The sequence below is a fragment of the Actinokineospora enzanensis DSM 44649 genome (genome assembly GCF_000374445.1).
GTDB classification, from domain to species: Bacteria; Actinomycetota; Actinomycetes; order Mycobacteriales; family Pseudonocardiaceae; genus Actinokineospora; species Actinokineospora enzanensis.
On record NZ_KB894410.1, the window covers coordinates 76098 to 97558 of the forward strand.

Below are 21461 nucleotides of genomic sequence, written 5' to 3' on the forward strand. Positions count from 1 at the left end.
AGGAATACGTCACCATGCTCTACGCGCACCTCGACGGACTCCGCGCCGACACCGACACGCGGCTGGCCGCGACGTTGCGCGAGACCAGCAGCAACCCGCAGGCGATGACCCAGCGGGACGCCGCGACCGCGCTTTACAGCGAACAACTCGCGCAATACAGCGCCGTGGAGAACGGCCTCTGTTTCGGCAGGCTCGACTTCACCGACGGCACCCGCAGCTATATCGGCCGGATCGGGTTGTTCGACACCGAAGGCGACTACGAACCACTGCTGATGGATTGGCGCGCGCCCGCCAGCAGGCCCTTTTACCTGGCCACCGCCGCCTCCCCGGACGGGGTGCGCAGGCGGCGGCACATCCGCACCTCCCGGCGCAAGGTCATGGCCGTGGACGACGAGGTGCTCGACCTCGACGCGGGCGGGTCCGCCGGGCACGAGGGGCTGGCGGGCGAGGCGGCGCTGCTGTCCGCGCTGAACGCCACCCGCACCGGCCGGATGACCGACATCGTCGAGACCATCCAGGCCGAGCAGGACGAGATCATCCGGTCCGGGCTCAACGGCGTGCTGGTCGTCCAGGGTGGACCGGGCACCGGCAAGACCGCCGTCGCCCTGCACCGCGCCGCCTACCTGCTCTACACCTACCGGCAGCAGCTCTCCCGCCGCGGCGTGCTGATCGTCGGCCCCAACGCGACGTTCCTGCGCTACATCGGCCAGGTGCTGCCGTCCCTCGGCGAGACCGGCGTGCTGCTGCAGACCGTCGGCGACCTCTACCCCGGCGTGCGCGGCACCCGCCCGGAACCCGCCGCGGCCGCCGAGATCAAGGGCCGGATCGGCATGGTCGACGCGCTGCGCCGGGCCGTGCAGGACCGGCAGACCATCCCGGCCGAACCGATGGTGCTGCTGGTGGAGCGCGAGGAGTTGGTGCTCGACGGGCCGACCGTGCGGGCCGCGCGCACCCGGGCAAGACGCTCGCGCAAGCCGCACAACGAGGCCCGGCCGATCTTCGCCGAGGAGATCGTCACCGCGCTCGCCCGGCAGGAGGCCGAGCGGCTGGGCGCGGAGTTCCTGGACGCGGCCGACCTCGCCGACATCCGCCGCGAGATGGCCGCCGACGAGGTGGTGCGGGCCGCGATCGAGGAACTGTGGCCGAACCTCACTCCGCAGCGTCTGCTGACCGATCTGTACGCCTCCGCGGACCGGATCGCCTCCGCGTTCCCGGATCTGACCGACGCCGAGCGCGCGCTCCTGTTCCGTTCTCCCGGCCTCGGTTGGACGGCTGCGGACGCTCCACTGCTGGACGAAGCCGCTGAACTGCTTGGTGTGGATGATCGTGCCGAGCGTGCGGCTGCCGCGCGTAGGCGCCGTGATGAGCAGGACTATGCGCAGGGCGTGCTCGACATCCTGCAGATGGAGGACGACGCCGATCCGGACATCCTCACCGCCTACGACCTCATCGACGCGGGCAGGCTCGCCGAGCGGCACGATGACGAGGACCATCGCACCGCCGCGGAGCGCGCGGCCGCGGATCGCAGTTGGACGTTCGGGCATGTGATTGTGGATGAGGCGCAGGAATTGTCCGCAATGGCCTGGCGGGTGTTGATGCGTCGGTGTCCGTCTCGGTCGATGACCCTGGTCGGAGATGTTGCCCAGACTGGGGATCTGGCCGGTACCGCCACGTGGGCTGGTGCGTTGTCGCCGTATGTCGAGGATCGGTGGCGGTTGGCTGAGCTGACGGTCAACTATCGGACGCCTGCCGAGGTCATGGCTGTGGCGGCGGATGTGTTGGCCGGGTTGGGGACTGACCAGGCGGCGCCGACCTCGGTGCGGGAGACCGGGGTCGATCCTTGGCGCCTGCGAGTTGCCGGGGACCGGATTGCGGACACGGTTGCTGAACTGGCTGCCGGGCACGAGAGCGGCACGTTGGCTGTGTTGGTGCCCGCTGGACTGGTGGGTGAGGTCGGACGGGCGGTGCTCGGGCGGGTGCCTGATGCCGGGCTGGGGGATCGGCCCGAGTTGGAGTGTCGGGTGGTGGTGTTGACCGTCGCCCAGTCCAAGGGGCTGGAGTTCGACGGTGTGCTGGTGGTGGAGCCTTCTGGGGTGCTCGCGGAGTCCAGCCGTGGGGGGAATGATCTGTATGTGGCATTGACCCGGGCTACTCAGTGGGTCGGGGTGGTGCACGCGGCGGAGCTGCCGGAATCACTGGGCAAGCTCGTGGAGCGGACTGATGGGACAGCAAGGGTGGGGTGGTAGAGCACCCCATCACCGCCGGGCGGCTTACCGGTCTCGGGCCGACGCCTTCCGCCGTGGAGCTCCACCGGCCTTAGAGCTCCACGGTGGGAGTCACCACGGTGCGTGGTTTGCCGCCGTTCATGCGGACGAGGATCTGGGTGGTGCCCCTGGGGACCTCGGTCAGCACGAAGCGGCCGCCCTCGTCCGCGGTCGTCGCGCTGGAGCCGTGGTCGGCGACGCGGACCTCGACACCGTGTTCGCCCGCGGGGACCAGCCAGCCGTCGATGCGCTGCTTCTCGCCGGTGCGGGTCACGTTCACCATCACGGTGAGGTCGCCGACGAAGAAGGTGATCGTGCCAGGGGCGCCGCCGCGGACGCCCGCCAGCGGGCTGATGTCGGCCCAGCGGGCGGCTTCCAGCTCCACCTCGGCGTCGATGTCCTCGATGGCGATGGCGAACTGGGTGCGCTCCACGAGGCCGGGCGGTACCGGGTCGAGCTCGTCCACCAGCCGGGCCACCTGGGCCAGCCAGTACTCCTGCTCGGCGGGGTCCATCTCGTAGTCGTCCATCGTCCTCATCTGCCACCATCCCCATCGTGGTACAGGCCGCGCAGGGCGCTGAGGCAGCGCATCCGCGTCGGTCCGATGCTGCCGTGTGGCATGCGCAGCCGTTCGGCCACGACGCGGTACTCGGCACGACCGGCCAGCACGGTCAGGCGCAGCAGCTCCTGGCAGCGCTGGTCCAACTTGTGGAACGCCGACCACAGCTGCTGGTCGCGCTCGGACCGCAGCGCTTCCGCCTCCGGCATCGGCTCGGTGCTCGGCACGTGCTCGGCGACCTCGGGGGACAGTTCCACCTGGCCGTTGCCGCGGGTCTGCGTGCGCCGTGCCTCGCGTCGGGTGGTGGTGAGCAGCCAGCCCACCACGGCCTTCGGCTCGGTGATCGCCTCCACGTGTCGGAGCAGAGCCAGCCAGACGGTCTGCACGACGTCCTCGGTCGCCGCCCGGTCCAGACCGATGCCTCTCGCCACGTGCCACACCAGCGGGGTGAGCTCGGCCACCAGCACGTCCAGCGCGCCGCGGTGGCCCTCGCGCGCCGCGATCACGCAGGCGGCGTGCCGCTCAGGCCCTTCCAGACCCTCCCATGGCGGGTTGGTCCTTGCCGTGTGGAGCTCGGTCACCGCTCCCACCCCATCCTTCGTCCGCCGGGGTCGTGCATCCTGGTGGCACCCGCTACATCGCCGGTTGTCGGTGCTGTGCGTCCCGGCACAGTCTGCCTCACTCGAACGGGCGTAGCGGCGGTCCACCACCAGTGTGACTAGCGGGCGTCCAGCACGAATGTCAGTGCCTGCCGCGCCCGCCCTTCCCACGGTTTGGCCAGTTCGGCCCGGAGCTCGTGCAGACCGGTCGTCGTCACGTCGAAGGCCAGCCTCCGCTCGCCCGCGGCACCCGGTGCCCCCGCGCCGACCGTCGCCGGGATGTGCTCGTCGGCGATCAGGCGCAGGGCCTCCGGGAGCCACCAGCGCCAACGGTAGCCGGTGGTCGCGGACTCCGGGAGCCGTAACTCGACGGTATCGCCCCGGCGCAACTCGGTCGGTCGGTCGGCGTCCTGGACCGTCAGGTGCACCAACGCCATGACTGGCTCCTTCTCCCATGCCGCCCCCGCCCCCGGTGGGCCGGTCGGACGGGTCCCCTGCACCCGTCCGACCGGCCATGATCCGCGTGTTCACACCGGCATCCGGCGCGCCCGGCCGGATGCGTTCCCCTGGTGGTACACGGGCAAGTCGTCGGCGACCGCGCTGACGTGACGGGGTCCGCGCGGGATTGCCCCGCGGATGAGATCGGTCACGGAGCGTGCCGGGGTCCGGTGAGCTGCCGCGCGCCTCGCCGACGTGGCCGGAACGCGCTGGGCAGACCCCTCGAAGGAGGCCTCGGCGGTCACCGGGCGGATCGGCTTCACTCGCTCGGGCGTACGGATTTCACTCGTTCGTACACACGCGCGGGGGTGGTGCGCAGCTTGGCGCGCGACGTGCGGTGGCCGTCGGTCGCTCATGGCTGCTCCTCTCCCCGGGCGGGTAGTTCTACTCAGACGCTAAGAAGAGCGGTGGGAGAGCGGCTGGATACGTCCATCTTTTGACAAGTTTGTGCGGCGTCCCCCGCGCGAGGATGTCGGCCCAGGTCAGCGGGTCAGGAGTAGCAGCAACGCGCCAACCGCGAGCAGCGTGCCCACCAGTAGCGTGCCGCACCCCAGCAGCACCACGCGCCGGGTGGACAGCGCCCGGACGGCGAACACCACGGCGGTGGCCGCGGTCAGCACGCTCACCGCCGTGTAGGTCAACGCCGCGGCGACCGGCGAGCCGTGGCCCAGCGCCGGGCCGAACACCAGCACCAGGAAGCAGACGACCCCGCCCGCGGCGAACACCACTGCCGCCGCGAGCAGCACGACGACCCTGGCCGTGCCGGTCCGCTGCTCCACCACCCGGCGACCCTATCGTCACGCCTCCTCGGGCATCAGGATCCAGCAGGCCAGGTAGACCAGCGCGCCGGTGCCGACGCCGAGCAGGGTGGCGGCCACCAGGATGATCCGGATGACCGGGGTGTCCACGCCGAAGGTGCGGGCCAGGCCGCCGCACACCCCGGCGACCATCCGGTCGGACCGGCTGCGGCGCAGCTTGCGGGCGGTGGTGCGGGCCTCTTCGTACACGTTGTTCGTCATGGCTCAATCGTGGCTGCTCAGCGCGGCGCCGACATCGGGGAGCGACCCGGAAAGCGGACTAGGGGTCGGATCGGGGTCGGGTTAGGGTGACCCTCATGCCCCAGTCCACCCCGGCAGGCCCGGACGAGCTGGCGCTGGCCCTCGACCGGGTCGGGTACCTGGCCGACGAGGGGCTGGCGACGGCCGCGTTCCTCGCCGCGCGGCTGGGACGGCCGCTGTTCTGCGAGGGCGAACCGGGCACCGGCAAGACCGCGCTGGCGACGGCGCTGGCCGAGGCGCTGGGCGTCGACCTGGTCCGGTTGCAGTGCCACGAGGGGATCGACGCCACCCAGGCGCTGTACGACTGGGACTTCCCGCGCCAGCTGCTGCATCTGCGCGCCGGTGGCGAGGATTCCCTATACACGCGGCGGTTCCTGCTCGCGCGGCCGTTGCTGCGTGCGCTGGAGGAGGCGCCGTGCGTGCTGCTGGTCGACGAGATCGATCGGGCGGACGACGAGTTCGAGGCGTTTCTGCTGGAAGTGCTGAGCGAGAACGCGGTCACCATCCCCGAGCTGGGGGTTGTGCGGGCCGCGGTGCCGCCGCTCGTGGTGCTGACGTCCAACCGGACGCGCGAGGTGCACGACGCGTTGAAGCGCAGGTGCCTTTACCACTGGCTGGACCACCCGTCGCTGGAGCGTGAGCTCGCCATCCTACGGCGTCGCGTACCCGGTGTGGGTGAGCGGTTGGCCGAACAGGTGACGGTGGCCGTGCGCAGGCTGCGCGCGGCGGAGTTGTTGAAACCACCCGGTGTCGCGGAGACGATCGACTGGGCGAGCGCGTTGTTGGCGTTGGGGCGTACGGAATTGGACGCGCGCACGGCGGCGGTGACACTGGGTGCGGTGTTGAAGTACCGGGAAGACGCCGACCGGGTGATCGCGGCGGGACTGGACGCGTTGATCGCGGGTTGACCTGTTCCGCAACTGGTTTTTGTTGCGGCGGTGGGAAAATCGTTCGCGTGTGGGTCGGGTCCGGCGCATCATGGGAGTGGGAAAACCGAACAAGCCGGAGTTCGCCGCCTCGGGTGGCGAGTGGTCCGGCACCGCGGGGCGTTGTGGCGGCGCCCCGCACCGCCGATCATGGTCCACTGTGGACCACTTCGGTCTTCCCCCGGTGTGGTAGTCGTTTCCGTGACTCCCCGCGCCCGGCGACCGCCGTGTGCGCGGCGGGGAGTCCGTCCGGTGCGGGGCCGCTTGACCGGCCCCGCGTCGGACGTCAGCGCTGGGACGCGGGCAGTCGCGGTAACGCCGGGTTGTGCAACCAGGCGGAGAACAGCTCGGTCAGCGGCCACGGGGTGTGCCGCTGCGCCAGGGTGACGAACTCGTCCGTGGTGACCGTGCCGTGCCGGTGCGCCGAGGTCCACACGTGCAACAGCGCGAAGAACGCCTCGTCGCCGATGCGCAGCCGCAGCGCGTGCAGGGTCACCGCGCCGCGCAGGTAGACGCGGTCGTCGAACATGCCGCGCACGCCCGGGTCGGCCAGCCGCAGGTTCTGCGGCCGGGCCGCCAGCTCCTGCCAGGCGCGGCGGGCGTGCGCGTCGGCCGGTTCGCCGCCGGACGCGGCCGACCAGAGCCATTCCGCGTAGGTGGCGAACCCCTCGTTGAGCCAGATGTGCCGCCACTCGGCCACCGTGAGGCTGTTGCCGAACCACTGGTGCGCCAGCTCGTGCGCCACCAGCCGCTCGCTGCCGCGCCTGCCGTCCACGTGGTTGCTGCCGAACACCGACAGCGACTGCGCCTCGATCGGCGCGTCCAGCTCGGCGTCCACCACCACGACCCCGTACTGCTCGAACGGGTACGGGCCGAACAGCCGCTCGAACTCGATCAGCATCTGCGGCTGCCGACCGAAGTCGTGCGCGAACCGGCTCATCAGCCGGGCGGGCACGGCCGCGTGCATCATCGGCACGGTGCCGAACGAGGACTCCGCGTACCGTCCTATCTGGACGCTGACGAGGTAGGTCGGGGTCGGCTGGGAGAGCCGGAAGTCCCAGGTGGTCGTGCTGGCCGCGGACTGCTTCGCGTCCAGCACCCCGGTCACCACCACCTGGTACGGCGAGGCCGTGGTGACCGCGATCCGGTAGGTGGCCTTGTCACTGGGGTGGTCGTTGCACGGGAACCAGGACGGCGCGCCGATCGGCTGGCTGGCCACGATCACGCCGTCGTCCAGGTAGTCCCAGCCGATCTCGCCCCAGTGGCTGCTCACCGGCGCGGGCGAGCCGGTGTAGCGGACCTCCACGGTGAACCGGCCGCCGTCCGGCAGCGGCCGCGGCGGGGTGATCACCAGCTTGCCGCCGCGCTGGGCGTACCGCACGGCCTTGCCGTTCACCGTCACCTTGGTCGCCCGCAGCCCGGCGAAGTCCAGGCTGAACCGGGACAGCGCCTGGGTGACCGCCGCGGTGATCCGGGCGCGACCGTCCAGCCTGCCCGGACCCACCCGGTAGGTCAGGTCGAGATCGTAGTGCGCGACCCGGTACCCGCCGTTGCCGTGGCCGGGCAGGTACGGGTCGGACGAGGTGCTCGCGCCGGGCTGCCCGGCGCGAGCCGGATCAGCCTTGGCGCTCACCGGCCCATTCAACATGACGACCCGGCTCCCGGTCAGCCCTCGCCCGGCCAGGCCGAGATCGGGTTGCCCAGCCAGCGGGTGCCGTCCGGGACGGACTCGCCGCGCATGACCAGCGAGGCCGGGCCGACCGTGGTGCGCGCGCCGACGGCCGCGCCGGGCAGCACGATGCCGTGCGGGCCGAGCGTGCCGCCCGCGCCGACGGTCACCGGGGCCATCCGCATGATCCGGTCGTGGAACAGGTGGGTCTGCAGTACACAGCCGCGGTTGACCGTGGCGCCGGGGCCGACCCGGACCAGGTCGGCCTCGGGCAGCCAGTAGGTCTCCACCCAGGCGCCCCGGCCGATCTTCGCGCCGAGCCCGCGCAGCCAGGTGTTCAGCAGCGGCGAGCCGGTCGCCCACGGCGCGAACCACGGCACGGCCAGCATCTCCACGAAGGTGTCGGCCAGCTCGTTGCGCCAGACGAACGAGCTCCACAGTGGACGGTCCAGGGTGCGGAGCTGGCCGACCAGGACCCACTTCGCCAGCACCGCCACCACACAGGCCTCGATCCCGGCGCCGAACAGCACCACGCCGCCGATGGCCAGACCAAGCCAGAAGCCCGCGTAGGTCAGGCACGCGGCGACCAGCACGGCCAGCGCCACCGAGGCCATCACCGGCACCACCCGGCACAGCTCGACCAGCGCGCGCGCCACCACCAGCCGCCGCGGCGGGTCGAAGGTGGTGCTCTCGTCCGCGGCGTCGGCCGTGCGCGGCAGCTTCATCGGCGGCATGCCCAGGTAGGACGACCCCGCCTTCGCCTTCTTCGGCGTCGAGGACAGCACGCCGACGAGCCCGCGCTTGGGTACCGCGCGGCCGGGCGCGGTCATCCCGGAGTTGCCCAGGAACGCCCGCTTGCCGACGCGCGCGACGTCGATGCGCAGCCAGCCGCCGCCGAGCTCGTAGGAGCCGACCATGGTGTCGTCGGCCAGGAACGCGCCGTCGCCGACGGTCGTCATGCTCGGCAGCGCCAGCACCGTGGACGCCTCCACGCGCTTGCCCACCTTCATGCCCAGGGCGCGGAGCCACACCGGCGTGAACAGGCTTGCGTAGATGGGGAACAGACCGGAACGGGCCATCTCCATCAACCGCTCAGTGGCCCACGCCTGCCACGCGATCCGGCTGTGCACCGCGTGCCTGCCCGGTCGTAGGCCGATCGAGAGCAGACGTACGAGGACCAGGATCAGCAACGCGTAGCTGACCATCCAGGCCAGCGTGATCAGCGGTACCGCGATCAGGGCCTGCGTCAGGGCGGCGCCGAGGGTGGCCGTGCCCGCCAGGAAGCCCATCAGGATCACCACCGACGGGACCGCCGCCGCGACCGGCAGCAGGCTCAGCACGAACGACATCGCCGCGTACATGGCGACCCAGCGCCGCTTGCGCGCCGGGCGGCCGCCCTTCTGGTCGGCCTTCCCGGTCCGGCTCGCGGGCGCCCCGGACCAGCGCTGACCAGCGGGAACCGTGCCGTCGACGCCGGAGCCCGGGCCGATCTCGGCGTGCTTGCCGACGTGCGCGCCGGGGAACAGGGTGCTGCGCGCGCCGACCGTGGCGTGCGCGTCCACCCGGACCTGGCCGATGTGCAGGACGTCGCCGTCCAACCAGTGGCCGGACAGGTCCACCTCGGGCTCGATGGCGGCACCGCGTCCCAGTCGCAGCATGCCCGTCACCGGTGGCAACGAGTGCAGGTCGACGCCATCACCGATGCGCGCGCCGAGAGCCCGCGCGTAGTGGGTCATCCAGGGTGCACCCTGCAGGCCCGCGGCACCGGTCAGTTCGACCATCCGCTCCGCCGCCCACAGGCGCACGTGGACACTCCCGCCGCGCGGGTATGAACCGGGTTCGACGCCTCGCAGCAGCAGACGCGCTGTCACGGCTGCCAGCGTCATCCGGCCCCACGGGCTCAGGAACACCAGCCAGCCCGCGAGCACCAGCCACCAGGACACCTTGGGCGCCCAGGGCAGGGCCACCAGGTTGTTCAGCGCGGCCAGGGCGACCACCCAGCGGGCACCGACCACGGTGAGCATCGGGAGCGTCAGCGCGAGCTGCGCGATCCGGCTGCCGCGCGGGGTCGGCCACACCATCCGCTCGCGCTGCGTGCTCGCGGCGGCGGCGTCCACCCGTCGGGCCAGCTGGCCCAGCGTCGAGTGCTGGTACAGGTCGGCGACCGCGATGCTCGGGTGCCGCTCGCGGATCTTGGAGACCAGCTGCGCGGCGGACAGGCTACTGCCGCCGTGCGCGAAGAAATCGGCCTTCGGGGTGGCGACGCCGACGCCAAGCAGGTCTCGCCACAGGCCCGCCAGCCAGCGCTCGGTGTCGGTCAGCGCGGCCGCGTCCACGTCGGCGGTGTCCAGGGCCAACGGCCACGGCAGCGCCGCGCGGTCGACCTTGCCGGAGGTGCGCGTGGGCAGGGTGTCGACGGGGGCGAGCAGGGGCACCAACGCGGCCGGTAGCTCTGTCCGTAGCCGGTCTACCGCGGCGTCCGCGTCGAACTCCGCGCCCGTCACGACGTACCCGACCAGGAGCTGGTTACCGGCGGCGGTAGTGCGCACGGCGGCCGCGGCACCCGCGACCCCGGGCAGCGCCTGCAACGCCGCGTCGACCTCGCCCAGCTCGATGCGCCTGCCGCCGAGCTTGATCTGCTCGTCGGCGCGGCCCAGGAACAGCAGGCCCGCTGGCTCGGCCTTGACCATGTCGCCGCTGCGGTAGGCGCGGTCCCAGGACAGCGCGGGCAGCGGCGCGAACTTCTCCGCGTCCTTCACCGGGTCGAGGTAGCGGGCCAAGCCCGCGCCGCCGATCACCAGCTGCCCGGTCTCGCCCATCGGCACCAGCTCGCCCGCCTCGTCCACCACGGCCAGCTCCCAGCCGTCCAGCGGCAGGCCGATGCGCACCGGGCCGCGCCCGGTCAGCTCGGCGGCACAGGCGACGACGGTCGCCTCGGTCGGGCCGTAGGTGTTCCACACCTCGCGGCCGGGCACGGCCAGCCGCTCGGCCAGCTCGGGCGGGCAGGCCTCGCCGCCGAAGATCAGCAGCCGGACCCGGTCCAGCGCCTCGGCAGGCCACAGCGCGGCCAGCGTCGGCACCGTGGAGACCACCGTGACACCCCGCGCGACCAGCCACGGGCCCAGGTCGACGCCGGTGCGCACGAGCGCGCGGGGGGCGGCGACCAGGCAGGCGCCGTAGCGCCAGGCCAGCCACATCTCCTCGCAGGAGGCGTCGAACGCGACCGACAGCCCGGCCAGCACCCGGTCGTCGGGGGTGATCGGCGCGTCCGGCAGGAACAGCTCGGCCTCGGCGTCCACGAACGCGGCGGCGCTGCGGTGGCCGACCGCCACGCCCTTTGGCTTGCCGGTTGAGCCGGAGGTGAAGATGATCCACGCGTCGTCGTCCGGGGTGGGCGTACCCGGGGTGCCGGTCGGGGCGGCCAGCCGGGTGAGCGCGCGGTGGGCGCCGAGTACGGCGCAAGCGTTTGCCTCGCCGAAGACCAGGGCCGCCCGCTCGTCCGGGTCGTCGAAGTCGACGGGGACGTAGGCGGCGCCTGCGGCGAGGACGCCGAGGATCGAGACGTAGAGGTCGGCGGTGCCGGACGGCACCCGGATACCCACCCGGTCGCCCCGGCCGACGCCCGCCGCGGCCAGTTCGGCGCGCAGGTCGTCGACCGCGGTGAGCAGCTCGCGGTAGGTCAGGACGGTCGTGCCGTCGTCGATCGCGCCCGCGTCGGGGTACCGGGCGGCGGTGGCGGCGAGGACGTCGACAAGGGTGCGGGGCGCGGACTCCGGGCCCGCGCGGAACACGGCCAGGCCGCGCGCGGCGGCGTCGGCCAGTGGGTCGTGGGAGTCGAGCAGGGACGGCGCGTGATCGGCAATGGTCATCGCGACGAACGCATTTCTCACCTTTTCCGGTGGGGTCATCGGCCGGGGAGCCGGCCGAGCGGCAGCGCGCGGACGCTTCCGGAGCGAGCACGTTACCGGCCTTGTTATCGGCTTGTCGCGTCCGACCATTACTTCAGTGTCCTGGTTCACACGTGTGGGTTGCTTGTGCCGCAACAGTTTTGCTATCGGTCTCCGATATCGAGATCCGATATCAATCACGCCTGCCGCTTGTGTACTGCCTAAATGGCAGCTACTCGTTGGCCGATATCGACATGCGATATCGTGGAGCGATGGACGTGGTCCGTGAGTTCGCCAACGGCGCGCTGCGCCTCCGGGTGCTGCGCTACGCCGCCGAGGAGGAGGTACACGGTGCCTGGCTGACCGAGGAGCTGGCTGGTCGCGGGCACCGCGTGTCGCCCGGGACGCTCTATCCGCTGCTGCACCGCCTACAGGAGGCGGGTCTGCTCAAGTCGCGTACGGAGGTGGTCGACGGCAGGCGCGTACGGCGCTACCGGACGACCAAGCGCGGCAAGCGCGTGCTCTCCGACTGCCGTGCGGTGCTCGCGGAACTGGCCGAGGACATGGCGTAGTCCGCCCCTGCGGCACCGGGCTGTCCTGCGCAACACTGCAACGGTGGACCCATTGCCCGGTCTGGTCGGTTTCGCCGCCGCACTCCGTGCGGCTGGTGTTGCGTGCGGTCCTCAGCGCGTGCAGACCTACCTGGACGCGCTGGAGCTGATGGACCTAGCCGACCTCGACCAGGTCTACTGGGCCGGCAGGGTCACCCTCTGTTCCGAGCTGGACGACCTGCCCAAGTACGACGCCGCCTTCCAGGCATGGTTCACCGGGGTCACGCCACGTGCCGCACAACCACGCCTGGGCCACCAGCCCAAACGCGCTCATCTCGCCGCGCTCGCGGCAAGCGCAGGCTCCGGCGCGGAGAGCAACAGTCCGCACGTCGAGCGCAGGGCCAGCGACGCCGAGGTGCTGCGCCATCGCGACATCGCCGAGCTGACCGCCGCCGAGCGCGCCCACCTGCGCGAGATGATCGCTCTGCTCCGTCCTGAGCCGCCCCAGCGCGCCGCCCTCCGCTGGCGGCCGGACCGGCGCGGCCGCGTCGACGACCGCCGGACCGTTCGGATCATGCGTGCCTGCGGCGGCGAGCCTGCCCGGCTCGCCCGCAAGCGCCGCCGCACCCGGCCCCGGCGGGTCGTGCTGCTGATCGATGTCTCCGGCTCGATGTCCCCCTACGCCGACGCCCTGCTCCGCTTCGGGCACGCGATGGCCCACCGCTCGCCAACCGAGGTGTTCACCCTCGGTACCCGTCTCACCCGCCTGACCAGGCAACTCGGCCAGCGGGACGCTGAGCTCGCGCTCGCCGCGGCCGCGCGGGCCGTCCCCGATTTCGCGGGCGGCACTCGGCTGGGCGAGACCCTGCGCGCGTTCCTGGACCGCTGGGGGCAGCGCGGTGTGGCCCGGCAGGCGGTGGTGGTGCTGTTCTCCGACGGTTGGGAACGCGGCGATGTGAGCCTGCTCGGCGCGCAGATGGCCCGCCTGGGCAGGCTCGCGCACCGGGTGTTCTGGGTGAACCCGCACGCGGGCTCGCCGGTGTACGAGCCGGTCCAGTCCGGTATCGCGGTTGCCTTGCCGCACGTCGACCGATTGCTCGCCGGGCACAGCGTGGCGACACTTGATCATCTTCTACGGGAGGTGCGCCGTGCGTGACGTGCTGGACGAGGTCCTACGCCACTACGAAGCGGGAGAGGCGGTCGCGGTCGGCACCGTGGTCGCCACCTTCTCGTCCGCGCCGCGCGCGCCGGGCGCGGCCATGGTCGTCACCGCGGATGGAACGGTCGCGGGCAGTGTGTCCGGTGGTTGCGTGGAGGGCGCGGTCTACGAGCTGGGCCGCGAGGTGCTCGACACCGGACGGCCCGTGCTGGAGCGCTACGGCGTCAGTGACGACGACGCGTTAGCGGTCGGCCTCACCTGCGGCGGCATCATCGACGTCTACGTCGAGCGGATCGACCGCGCCACCTTCCCCGGTTTCGCGGACCTGGTCGCGGCAGTGCGCGCGGAACTGCCGGTCGCGTTGGCGACGGTCATCGCCCACCCGAATCCGACCCGCTTGGGCACCCGGATCGTGGTGTGGCCGGACCGCGCGTCGGGCACCACCGGCTCGGCCCGGATCGACGACGCGGTGATCGACGACGCCCGCGGCCTGCTCGCCTCGGGCCGCACCGCCGCGGTCGGTTACGGACCGGACGGCGAGCGGCGGGGCGAGGGCATGACGGTGTTCGTCAGCTCCTTCGAGCCGCCGCCCCGGCTGTTGGTCTTCGGTGCCATCGACTTCGCCGCCGCCATGGCGCGCATGGGCGCCTACCTGGGCTACCGCGTCACGGTGTGCGACGCGCGCCCGGTCTTCGCCACCGCCAGCCGGTTCCCGAGCGCGCACGAGGTCGTCGTCGACTGGCCGCACCGCTACCTGGGCGCGGAGCTGGCCGCGGGCCGGGTGGACGAGCGCACGGTGGTGACCGTGCTGACCCACGACCCCAAGTTCGACGTGCCGGTGCTGGCCGTGGCGCTGCGCGGGAAGCTCGGCTACGTGGGCGCTATGGGCTCCCGGCGCACGCACGAGGACCGGATCGCCCGGCTCCGCGAGGCCGGGCTGGACGACGGCGAGCTGGCCGTGCTGGCCTCGCCGATCGGCCTGGACCTGGGGGCCCGCACCCCGGAGGAGACCGCGGTGTCGATCGCCGCGGAGATCATCGCGTCCCGCTGGGGCGGCCGCGGGCAACCTCTCTCGGTCCTCTCCGGTCGTATTCACCATTAGGTCCCGTGGACGAGTTGTCCACAGGGCCGTCGAGCTGTCCACAGGCCCCGGTGGCGGGCTTGTCGGATGGGCTGAACGGGGGCAGGCTGCGTTGTGAGCCCGATCACGCGCCACGGGCCGGGACGCCGCCGCTCATCCCCAGGAGGCACAGATGCGCATCACCGTCACCGTCGACGGGACCACCTACACCGACGAGGTCGAACCGCGACAGCTGCTCGTGTACTACCTGCGCGAGACGCTGGGCAAGACCGGCACCGTCGTGGGATGCGACACCAGCAACTGCGGCGCGTGCACGATCCACCTCGACGGTCACAGCGTGAAGTCCTGCTCGGTGCTCGCGGTGCAGGCCGACGGCGCCGAGGTCACCACCATCGAGGGCCTGGCCAGGGACGGCGAGCTGCACCCGGTGCAGCGGGCCTTCCACGACAACCACGCGCTGCAGTGCGGCTTCTGCACCCCGGGGATGATCATGCAGACGCTCGACCTGCTGGCCGACGACCCGGACCCGGACGAGCACGCGGTGCGGCACGGCCTGGAGGGCAACCTCTGCCGCTGCACCGGCTACCAGAACATCGTGCGCGCCGTCCGGGACGCCGCCGACCGGATGCGCCCCGGCGCGGGCCCGGCCGCCGAGCGGCTCGCGGACGACTCCCGCCAGATGGTCGGGGGCGAGTGATGACCGCGACGGTCGAGCCCGAGGTCGGCCGGGCGCGTACCCGCAAGGAGGACGCGCGGCTGATCACCGGTCGTACCCGGTGGACCGACAACATCACCCTGCCCGGCCTGCTGCACCTGGTGTTCGTGCGCAGCCCGGCCGCGCACGCCAAGATCACCGCCATCGACACGGACGAGGCCCGCCGGATGCCCGGGGTGATCGCGGTGTTCACCGGCCGGGACCTGGCCGACGTGCAGGGCAGCCTGCCGTGCGCCTGGCCGATCACCCCGGACATGAAGGCACCGCCCGCGCCGCCGCTGGCCGTCGACCAGGTCAACTTCGCGGGCGAGGCGGTCGCCGTTGTGGTCGCGCGCAGCCGGGCGGAGGCGGTCGACGCGGTGGCCGCCATCGACATCGACTACGACGACCTGCCGGTGGTGCTCGACCTGGCCGCCGCGGCCGCCGACAGCGACCTCGTGCACCCCGACCTGGGCACCAACCGGTCCGCCACCTGGGTGTTCGACTCGGCCGACGCGGGCACCGGCGGCGATGTCGCGGCCGCCATCGCCGATGCCGAGGTGCTCATCGAGCGCACCTATCGGCAGCAGCGGCTCATCCCCGCGTTCATGGAGCCGCGCTCGGTGGTGGTCGACCCCACCGGCGAGCAGCTGACCATGTGGTCGGCCACCCAGGTCCCGCACATCCTGCGGCTCATGCTGGCGCTGACCACCGGCACCCCGGAGCACAAGATCCGGGTGATCGCCCCGGACGTGGGCGGCGGCTTCGGCGGCAAGCTCCAGGTGACGCCGGAGGAGGTACTGGCCATGGTCATCGCCCAGCGCCTGGGCAAACCGGTGAAGTGGACCGAGACCCGATCGGAGTCGCTGGTGTCCGCGCACCACGGCCGTGACCAGATCCAGAAGCTCACCCTGGCGGCCCGCCGCGATGGCACCGTCACCGGCCTCAAGGTCGAGCTGCTCGCCGACATGGGCGCGTACCTGCGGCTGGTCACCCCGGGCGTGCCGATCCTGGGCGCGTTCATGTTCAACGCCATTTACAAGTTCCCCGCCTACCACTTCTCCTGCACCAACGTGTTCACCACCAAGACCCCGACCGACGCCTACCGGGGCGCGGGCCGCCCGGAGGCCACGTTCGCCATCGAGCGCCTGATGGACGAGCTGGCCGCCGAGCTGGGCCGCGACCCGATCGAGGTGCGCGCGCAGAACTGGATCCGGCACGACGAGTTCCCGTTCACCACCGTGTGCGGGCTGGAGTACGACACCGGCAACTACGAGGCGGCCACCGCGCGCGCCAAGGAACTGTTCGACTACGACGGCCTGCGCGCCGAACAACGCGAACGCCGCGAACGCGGTGACGTGGTCCAGCTCGGCATCGGCACGTCCACCTTCACCGAGATGTGCGGCCTCGCCCCGTCCCGCGTGCTCGGCTCGCTGTCCTATGGCGCGGGCGGCTGGGAGCACGCGGCGATCCGGATGCTGCCCAGCGGCAAGGTCGAGGTGGTCACCGGCTCGTCCGCGCACGGGCAGGGCCACGAGACGGCGTGGAGTCAGATCGTCGCCGACCAGCTCGGGGTGCCGTTCGAGGACATCGAGGTCCTGCACGGGGACACCCAGTCCTCGCCCAAGGGCCTGGACACCTACGGTTCGCGCTCGCTGACCGTCGGCGCGATGGCGGTGCTCAAGGCGGGCGAGAAGGTGATCGCCAAGGCCCGCCGGGTGGCCGCGCACCAGCTGGAGTGCGCGGAGGGCGACCTGGAGTTCGCGGGCGGGCGGTTCACCGTGCGGGGCACCGAGAAGTCGACCGGCATCACCGACGTCGCCCTCGCCGTGTTCGCCGCGCACGACCTGCCCGACGGTGTCGAGCCATCGCTGGACTCCGAGGCCACCTTCGACCCGGAGAACTTCTCCTTCCCGCACGGCACCCACCTGTGCGCGGTCGAGGTGGACACCGAGACCGGGTTCGTCAAGATCCGCAAGTACGCGTGCGTCGACGACGTCGGCACCGTCGTCAACCCGCTGATCGTGGACGGCCAGGTGCACGGCGGTCTGGCCCAGGGCCTCGCCCAGGCACTCTACGAGGAGGCCGTGCACGACGAGAGCGGCACGCTCACCACCGGCACCCTGGCCGACTACCTGGTGCCCTCGGCGGTCGACCTGCCGCATTTCGACACCGACCGCACGGTCACCCCGTCGACCACCAACCAGCTGGGCGCCAAGGGGGTCGGCGAGGCGGGCACCATCGCGTCCACCCCGGCGGTGGTCAACGCGGTCGTCGACGCGGTGCGCCACCTCGGCGTCACCGACGTGCCGATGCCGTGCACCCCGATGCGGGTCTGGGCGGCGATCAACCACCGCTCCGCCGACTCCGGCCTCGGCACCGAGGCGGGTGGCGGGCTCGGTTCCCTCGACACCTCCGGAGGTGCGGTGTGATCCCCACGGCATTCGACTACCTCGCACCGTCCACAGTGGACGACGCGGTCCGGGTGCTGGCCGACGCAGGCGAGGACGCGAAGGTCATCGCGGGCGGGCAGAGCCTGGTCCCGGTACTGCGGATGCGGCTGGCCGCGCCGACCACGCTGGTCGACCTGGGTCGGATCGCCGAGCTGCGCGGCATCCGCGACGACGGCGACGCGCTGGTCATCGGGGCCATGACCACCCACCACGACGTGCGCCGCGACCCGCTGGTGGCCACCCACACGGCGTTGCTGCGCGCGGCCACCGACACCGTCGCCGACCCGCAGGTCCGGCACCGCGGCACCTTCGGTGGTGCGCTCGCGCACGCCGACCCCGCAGGCGACCTGCTCGCCCCCGCGCTCGCGCTGGAGGCGGAGATGGTGGTGTGCGGGATGGACGGTCGCCGCGCGGTGGCCGCCCGCGACTTCTTCGTCGACTACTTCACCACCGCGCTGCGCCCCGACGAGATCCTGGTCGAGGTCCGGGTGCCCAAGCACACTGGCTGGGGCGCGCACTACGAGAAGTTCAGCCGGGTCGCCCAGGCCTGGTCGATCGTCGCGGTGGCGGCCGCCGTGCAAGCCGAGGACGGTGTGATCACGCAGGCACGGGTGGGGCTGACCAACATGTCGTCGGTCCCGGTCCGCGCGCACGCGGTGGAGGACGCCCTGGTCGGGCGCCCGGCCACGGTCGAGTCGATCAGGGCGGCGGCCGAGCTGGCCGCCGAGGGCACCCGCCCGGCCGGGGACGGCAACGCCGACGTCGCCTACCGGCAGCACCTGGCGCGCGTGCTCACCACGCGCGCCCTGGTCACCGCCGTCGGCGCCTAGGAGGGGAGTGGACGTGCGGTTGGAGCACCGGTTCACCGTCCCGGCGGACCTCGACACCGTCTGGGCGGCCGTGCTCGACCCCGAGCGCGTGGCGCCGTGCCTGCCCGGCGCCGCGCTCACCGGGGTCGCAGGCACGGCTTTCTCGGGCACGGTCAAGGTCAAGCTCGGGCCGATCTCGTTGCTGTACAAGGGTTCCGGCGAGTTCCTGGAGCGAGACGCGGACGCCCGTCGGATCGTGATCAAGGCGTCCGGAAAGGACTCCAGAGGTAACGGCACCGCCAACGCCACGGTGACCGTCACGCTGAGCGCCGATGGCGACACCACCGTGGGCCGGGTCGACACCGATCTGGCGATCACCGGGAAGCCCGCCCAGTTCGGCCGCGGCCTCATCGCCGAGGTCGGCGGCAAGATCCTCGACGCGTTCGCGGCCAACCTGGCCGAGGCGCTCACGACTCCCGCGGCGTCGGTCGACGCCGCGGCCGGACCGGAACCGTCCGAACCGGAGCCCGCGGAGTCGGTGGCGGCGCCACCGCCCGACACCGAGGGTAACGAGCAGACGGACCGGGACGTACCGGAAACCCGGGAGGCAACGGAAACCCGAGATCCCCAGGACGCCGAGTCCGCTCCGGAATCGGAGACGGCCACACCGCGCCCACTGCGCGCGGTGTCGGAGGCCGAGCCCATCGACCTGATGGAGCTGGCCGGGAAGTCCACGGCCAAACGGCTGCTGCCGATCCTGGTGGTGGCCCTGGTGATCGCGTTGGTCATCGCCCGCCGACGCCGCTAGGGACACTGCCTACCAACCCGGGAACCATCGAGCAGAGAACAGGAGTGATGCGCGTGAAACGGTTGTCGGACAACTGAATAGTCGCGGGATGCCGTAAGCCTTGGCGGAGAAGGGCGCTGGTCAAGGGGCGGGTCGACGACCCACTAGGGTTGGGCGCAGTACACGCTGTGGTCGCCCAACCTGGGGAGTGGACGTGCGGGACATCGCGTTGTTCGGCGGAAGTGCGCATCCGGAACTGGCCGAGGAGATCTCGGAGCACCTGGGTGTGCCGCTGCTCCCGGTGCGGGTGCAGCGGTTCGCCAACGACTGCCTTGAGGTGCAGCTGCAGGCGAACTGCCGGGAACGCGACGTTTTCCTGATCCAGCCGCTGGTGGACCCGGTGCAGGAGAACCTCGTGGAGCTCCTGCTGATGCTCGACGCGGCGCGCGGGGCGTCCGCGGCGCGCATCACCGTGGTCCTGCCGCACTACGCGTACGCGCGGTCGGACAAGAAGGACGCGCCGCGGATCTCCATCGGTGCCCGGCTGGTGGCCGACCTGATGGTGACCGCCGGGGCGAACCGGGTGTTGGCCATGACCCTGCACTCGCCCCAGGTGCACGGCTTCTTCAGCGTGCCGGTCGACCACCTGCACGCGCTGCGCGAGCTGGCCGGGCACTTCCAGCGCCTCGACCTGTCCAACACCACGGTCGTCTCGCCGGACCTCGGCAACGTCAAGGAGGCCGCGCGGTTCGCCCGGATCCTGGGCGTGCCGGTGGCGGCGGGTGCCAAGCAGCGGTACGCGGACGACCGGGTGGCGATCTCGTCGGTGATCGGCGAGATCGACGGCCGGGACATCATCGTGCTCGACGACGAGATCGCCAAGGGCAGCACGGTGATCGAGCTGCTCGCCCGGCTGCGCGAGCACAACGTCCGCTCGGTGCGGGTGGCCTGCACGCACGGCCTGTTCGCCGCGGGCGCGCTCAAGCGCATCGGCGACCAGCCGGAGGTGCTGGAGATCGTCTGCACGAACACGGTCCCGCTGCGTGAGCGGTCGGAGAAGCTGACCGTGCTGTCCGTGGCCCCCGCGCTCGCCGAGGCGGTCCGCCGGATCCACAACGGCGAGTCCGTCAGCGCGCTCTTCGACGCCTGATGACCACGCGAGCGGGCCTGCCGAAGCGGTCGGTGGTCACCCGGGTCGGTGCGCTGTCGGCGAGCCTGGCGTTGCTCGGCGCGTGTTCCGGCGACCCCACGGTCGGGCCGATCCCCGAGGACTCGTTCGCGGGTACAGCGGTTCCGGGTACAGCTGTGCCGGGTACGGCGGTCGCGGACATGAACGGCGCGGGCTCGGCCACCGCGGTGCCGCCGAGCACGTCGGCGGCGTCGAAACCGGGGACGTTCACGCTCGTGGCCGGGGGAGACGTCCTTATCCACCCGGCGCTCACCGAGCAGGCCACCGCCGATGGGCACGGCACCCGCGACTTCGCCCCGCTGCTGGCCGGGATCAAGCCGGTCATCGGCGGCGCCGACGTCGCGGTGTGCCACCTGGAGATCCCGCTCGCGGGCCCGACCGGCCCGTTTCGCGGCTACCCGAGGTTCAGCGGCCCGCCAGAGGTGGCCACCGCCCTGGCCGCGACCGGCTTCGACACCTGCTCGACCGCCTCCAACCACACCCTCGACCAGGGTCCGGCCGGGGTGGCGAGCACGCTCGACGCGCTGGACGCGGCCAAGATCACGCACACCGGCTCGGCCCGCTCCGCCGCCGAGGCAGGCACCCCGCTGATCCGCGACGTCGCGGGCGTCAAGGTCGCGTTCCTGTCCTACACGTTCGGCTTCAACACCGGCACCAGCCGCCCGGCAGACAAGCCGTGGATGGCGAACCTGATCTCCCCCGAGGCCATCCTCACCGCCGCCAGGTCCGCCCGCGCGGCCGGTGCCGAGGTGGTCGTCGCCAGCCTGCACTGGGGTGTGGAGGGCAAGCACGACCCGAGCGCCGACCAGGTCAGGACGGCCAAGACGCTGCTCGCCGACCCGGCCATCGACCTGATCATCGGCCACCACGCGCACGTGGTGCAGCCGTTCGAGAAGGTCGCGGGCAAGTGGGTGGCCTACGGCATGGGCAACCTGGTCGCCCGGCATGAACAGCCTGCGGGCGACACCGAGGAAGGCGTCCTCGCACGCTTCCACTTCACCAAGACGCCCACCGGCTGGACCGTCGACCGCGCCGAGTACCTGCCCACTCTGGTGGATCTCGGCCCGCCCATCCGCCTCCGCGACCTGAGCACGGACACGACGGTCGGTCAGGCCCGCAAGGACGAGGCCCGCACCCGCACCGACCAGACGGTGCTGAGCCGCAAAGCCGGGGACGCGGGCCTCACCCGTCCCCGGAACCCATGACCGGTCGGTTCTGTTAAGGGGTGATGACATCGGCTCGGGGCATCCCGGTCCGGTGGTGCCCGGTGGTCTGCCA

18 protein-coding genes are annotated in these 21461 nt (G+C 72.0%); 11 read left to right on the forward strand and 7 right to left on the reverse strand.

The features are described 5' to 3' along the window. Positions 1 to 14 precede the first annotated feature (14 nt). Complete coding sequence (locus tag C503_RS39120; protein ID WP_084477071.1) at positions 15 to 2246, forward strand: HelD family protein; 2232 nt, start codon at positions 15 to 17, stop codon at positions 2244 to 2246. A 70-nt stretch (positions 2247 to 2316) separates the two neighbouring features. Here C503_RS39120 and C503_RS0112360 read toward each other — a convergent pair whose 3' ends face one another. The 5 genes from C503_RS0112360 to C503_RS0112380 form a co-directional block, all read right to left on the reverse strand. Beyond that, on the reverse strand, positions 2317 to 2793 hold the full coding sequence (locus tag C503_RS0112360) for a carboxypeptidase regulatory-like domain-containing protein (RefSeq protein WP_018682519.1): 477 nt from the start codon (positions 2791 to 2793) through the stop codon (positions 2317 to 2319). 5 nt (positions 2794 to 2798) lie between these two features. After that, positions 2799 to 3404 (reverse strand): RNA polymerase sigma factor, encoded by a 606-nt coding sequence (locus C503_RS0112365; RefSeq protein WP_026316219.1) that lies wholly within the window; start codon positions 3402 to 3404, stop codon positions 2799 to 2801. Between the two features lie 137 nt (positions 3405 to 3541). Then, positions 3542 to 3859 (reverse strand): protease inhibitor I42 family protein, encoded by a 318-nt coding sequence (locus C503_RS0112370; protein ID WP_018682521.1) that lies wholly within the window; start codon positions 3857 to 3859, stop codon positions 3542 to 3544. Positions 3860 to 4402: 543 nt separating this feature from the next. Then, complete coding sequence (locus tag C503_RS0112375; RefSeq protein ID WP_018682522.1) at positions 4403 to 4702, reverse strand: hypothetical protein; 300 nt, start codon at positions 4700 to 4702, stop codon at positions 4403 to 4405. Between the two features lie 15 nt (positions 4703 to 4717). Further along, a complete protein-coding gene (locus C503_RS0112380; protein ID WP_018682523.1) occupies positions 4718 to 4939 on the reverse strand; it encodes a PspC domain-containing protein in 222 nt (73 codons plus the stop codon). Between the two features lie 95 nt (positions 4940 to 5034). Between C503_RS0112380 and C503_RS0112385 the strand changes: the two genes are divergently transcribed. Next, on the forward strand, positions 5035 to 5886 hold the full coding sequence (locus tag C503_RS0112385) for an AAA family ATPase (RefSeq protein WP_018682524.1): 852 nt from the start codon (positions 5035 to 5037) through the stop codon (positions 5884 to 5886). A gap of 304 nt (positions 5887 to 6190) precedes the next feature. On the opposite strand, the gene C503_RS0112390 is transcribed toward C503_RS0112385, so the two are convergent. Together C503_RS0112390 and C503_RS0112395 are read right to left on the reverse strand one after the other, a co-directional pair. After that, entirely contained in the window at positions 6191 to 7537 is a 1347-nt protein-coding gene (locus C503_RS0112390) for a M1 family metallopeptidase (protein WP_018682525.1), read from the reverse strand. Positions 7538 to 7569: 32 nt separating this feature from the next. After that, positions 7570 to 11442 carry a Pls/PosA family non-ribosomal peptide synthetase gene (locus C503_RS0112395; RefSeq protein WP_018682526.1) on the reverse strand — a complete coding sequence of 1291 codons (3873 nt, stop codon included), beginning with the start codon at positions 11440 to 11442 and terminating at the stop codon, positions 7570 to 7572. A gap of 290 nt (positions 11443 to 11732) precedes the next feature. On the opposite strand from C503_RS0112395, the gene C503_RS0112400 reads away from it, so the two are divergent. From C503_RS0112400 to C503_RS0112440, 9 genes are all read left to right on the forward strand, one after another. Continuing rightward, on the forward strand, positions 11733 to 12032 hold the full coding sequence (locus C503_RS0112400) for a PadR family transcriptional regulator (protein WP_018682527.1): 300 nt from the start codon (positions 11733 to 11735) through the stop codon (positions 12030 to 12032). Positions 12033 to 12150: 118 nt separating this feature from the next. After that, a complete protein-coding gene (locus tag C503_RS0112405; protein WP_018682528.1) occupies positions 12151 to 13167 on the forward strand; it encodes a vWA domain-containing protein in 1017 nt (338 codons plus the stop codon). Beyond that, a complete protein-coding gene (locus C503_RS0112410; protein WP_018682529.1) occupies positions 13160 to 14272 on the forward strand; it encodes an XdhC family protein in 1113 nt (370 codons plus the stop codon). Before C503_RS0112405 ends, C503_RS0112410 begins: the two co-directional genes overlap by 8 nt. A gap of 151 nt (positions 14273 to 14423) precedes the next feature. Further along, positions 14424 to 14948: a (2Fe-2S)-binding protein gene (locus C503_RS0112415; RefSeq protein ID WP_018682530.1), complete on the forward strand. Its 525-nt coding sequence runs from the start codon at positions 14424 to 14426 to the stop codon at positions 14946 to 14948. Then, positions 14948 to 17377, forward strand: coding sequence for a xanthine dehydrogenase family protein molybdopterin-binding subunit (locus C503_RS0112420; RefSeq protein WP_018682531.1), 2430 nt, complete (start codon positions 14948 to 14950; stop codon positions 17375 to 17377). Before C503_RS0112415 ends, C503_RS0112420 begins: the two co-directional genes overlap by 1 nt. Continuing rightward, complete coding sequence (locus C503_RS0112425) at positions 17374 to 18228, forward strand: FAD binding domain-containing protein (protein WP_018682532.1); 855 nt, start codon at positions 17374 to 17376, stop codon at positions 18226 to 18228. Before C503_RS0112420 ends, C503_RS0112425 begins: the two co-directional genes overlap by 4 nt. Before the next feature lie 13 nt (positions 18229 to 18241). After that, positions 18242 to 19015, forward strand: coding sequence for an SRPBCC domain-containing protein (locus C503_RS0112430; RefSeq protein WP_026316221.1), 774 nt, complete (start codon positions 18242 to 18244; stop codon positions 19013 to 19015). Positions 19016 to 19208: 193 nt separating this feature from the next. Next, the gene (locus tag C503_RS0112435; RefSeq protein WP_018682534.1) at positions 19209 to 20144 is read left to right on the forward strand and encodes a ribose-phosphate diphosphokinase; all 936 of its coding nucleotides are present in this window, start codon (positions 19209 to 19211) and stop codon (positions 20142 to 20144) included. Beyond that, positions 20144 to 21388: a CapA family protein gene (locus C503_RS0112440; RefSeq protein ID WP_018682535.1), complete on the forward strand. Its 1245-nt coding sequence runs from the start codon at positions 20144 to 20146 to the stop codon at positions 21386 to 21388. The genes C503_RS0112435 and C503_RS0112440 overlap by 1 nt, the downstream gene beginning before the upstream one ends. Positions 21389 to 21461: the final 73 nt, after the last annotated feature.

What these genes read in the sequence shown, in the direction of transcription:
- C503_RS0112395 (WP_018682526.1), bottom strand. Translation starts at nt 11,442, where the DNA reads ATGACCATTGCCGATCACGCGCCGTCCCTGCTCGACTCCCACGACCCA.
- C503_RS0112370 (WP_018682521.1), bottom strand. Translation starts at nt 3,859, where the DNA reads ATGGCGTTGGTGCACCTGACGGTCCAGGACGCCGACCGACCGACCGAG.
- C503_RS0112420 (WP_018682531.1), top strand. Translation starts at nt 14,948, where the DNA reads ATGACCGCGACGGTCGAGCCCGAGGTCGGCCGGGCGCGTACCCGCAAG.
- C503_RS0112415 (WP_018682530.1), top strand. Translation starts at nt 14,424, where the DNA reads ATGCGCATCACCGTCACCGTCGACGGGACCACCTACACCGACGAGGTC.
- C503_RS0112400 (WP_018682527.1), top strand. Translation starts at nt 11,733, where the DNA reads ATGGACGTGGTCCGTGAGTTCGCCAACGGCGCGCTGCGCCTCCGGGTG.
- C503_RS39120 (WP_084477071.1), top strand. Translation starts at nt 15, where the DNA reads ATGCTCTACGCGCACCTCGACGGACTCCGCGCCGACACCGACACGCGG.
- C503_RS0112360 (WP_018682519.1), bottom strand. Translation starts at nt 2,793, where the DNA reads ATGGACGACTACGAGATGGACCCCGCCGAGCAGGAGTACTGGCTGGCC.
- C503_RS0112440 (WP_018682535.1), top strand. Translation starts at nt 20,144, where the DNA reads ATGACCACGCGAGCGGGCCTGCCGAAGCGGTCGGTGGTCACCCGGGTC.
- C503_RS0112385 (WP_018682524.1), top strand. Translation starts at nt 5,035, where the DNA reads ATGCCCCAGTCCACCCCGGCAGGCCCGGACGAGCTGGCGCTGGCCCTC.
- C503_RS0112380 (WP_018682523.1), bottom strand. Translation starts at nt 4,939, where the DNA reads ATGACGAACAACGTGTACGAAGAGGCCCGCACCACCGCCCGCAAGCTG.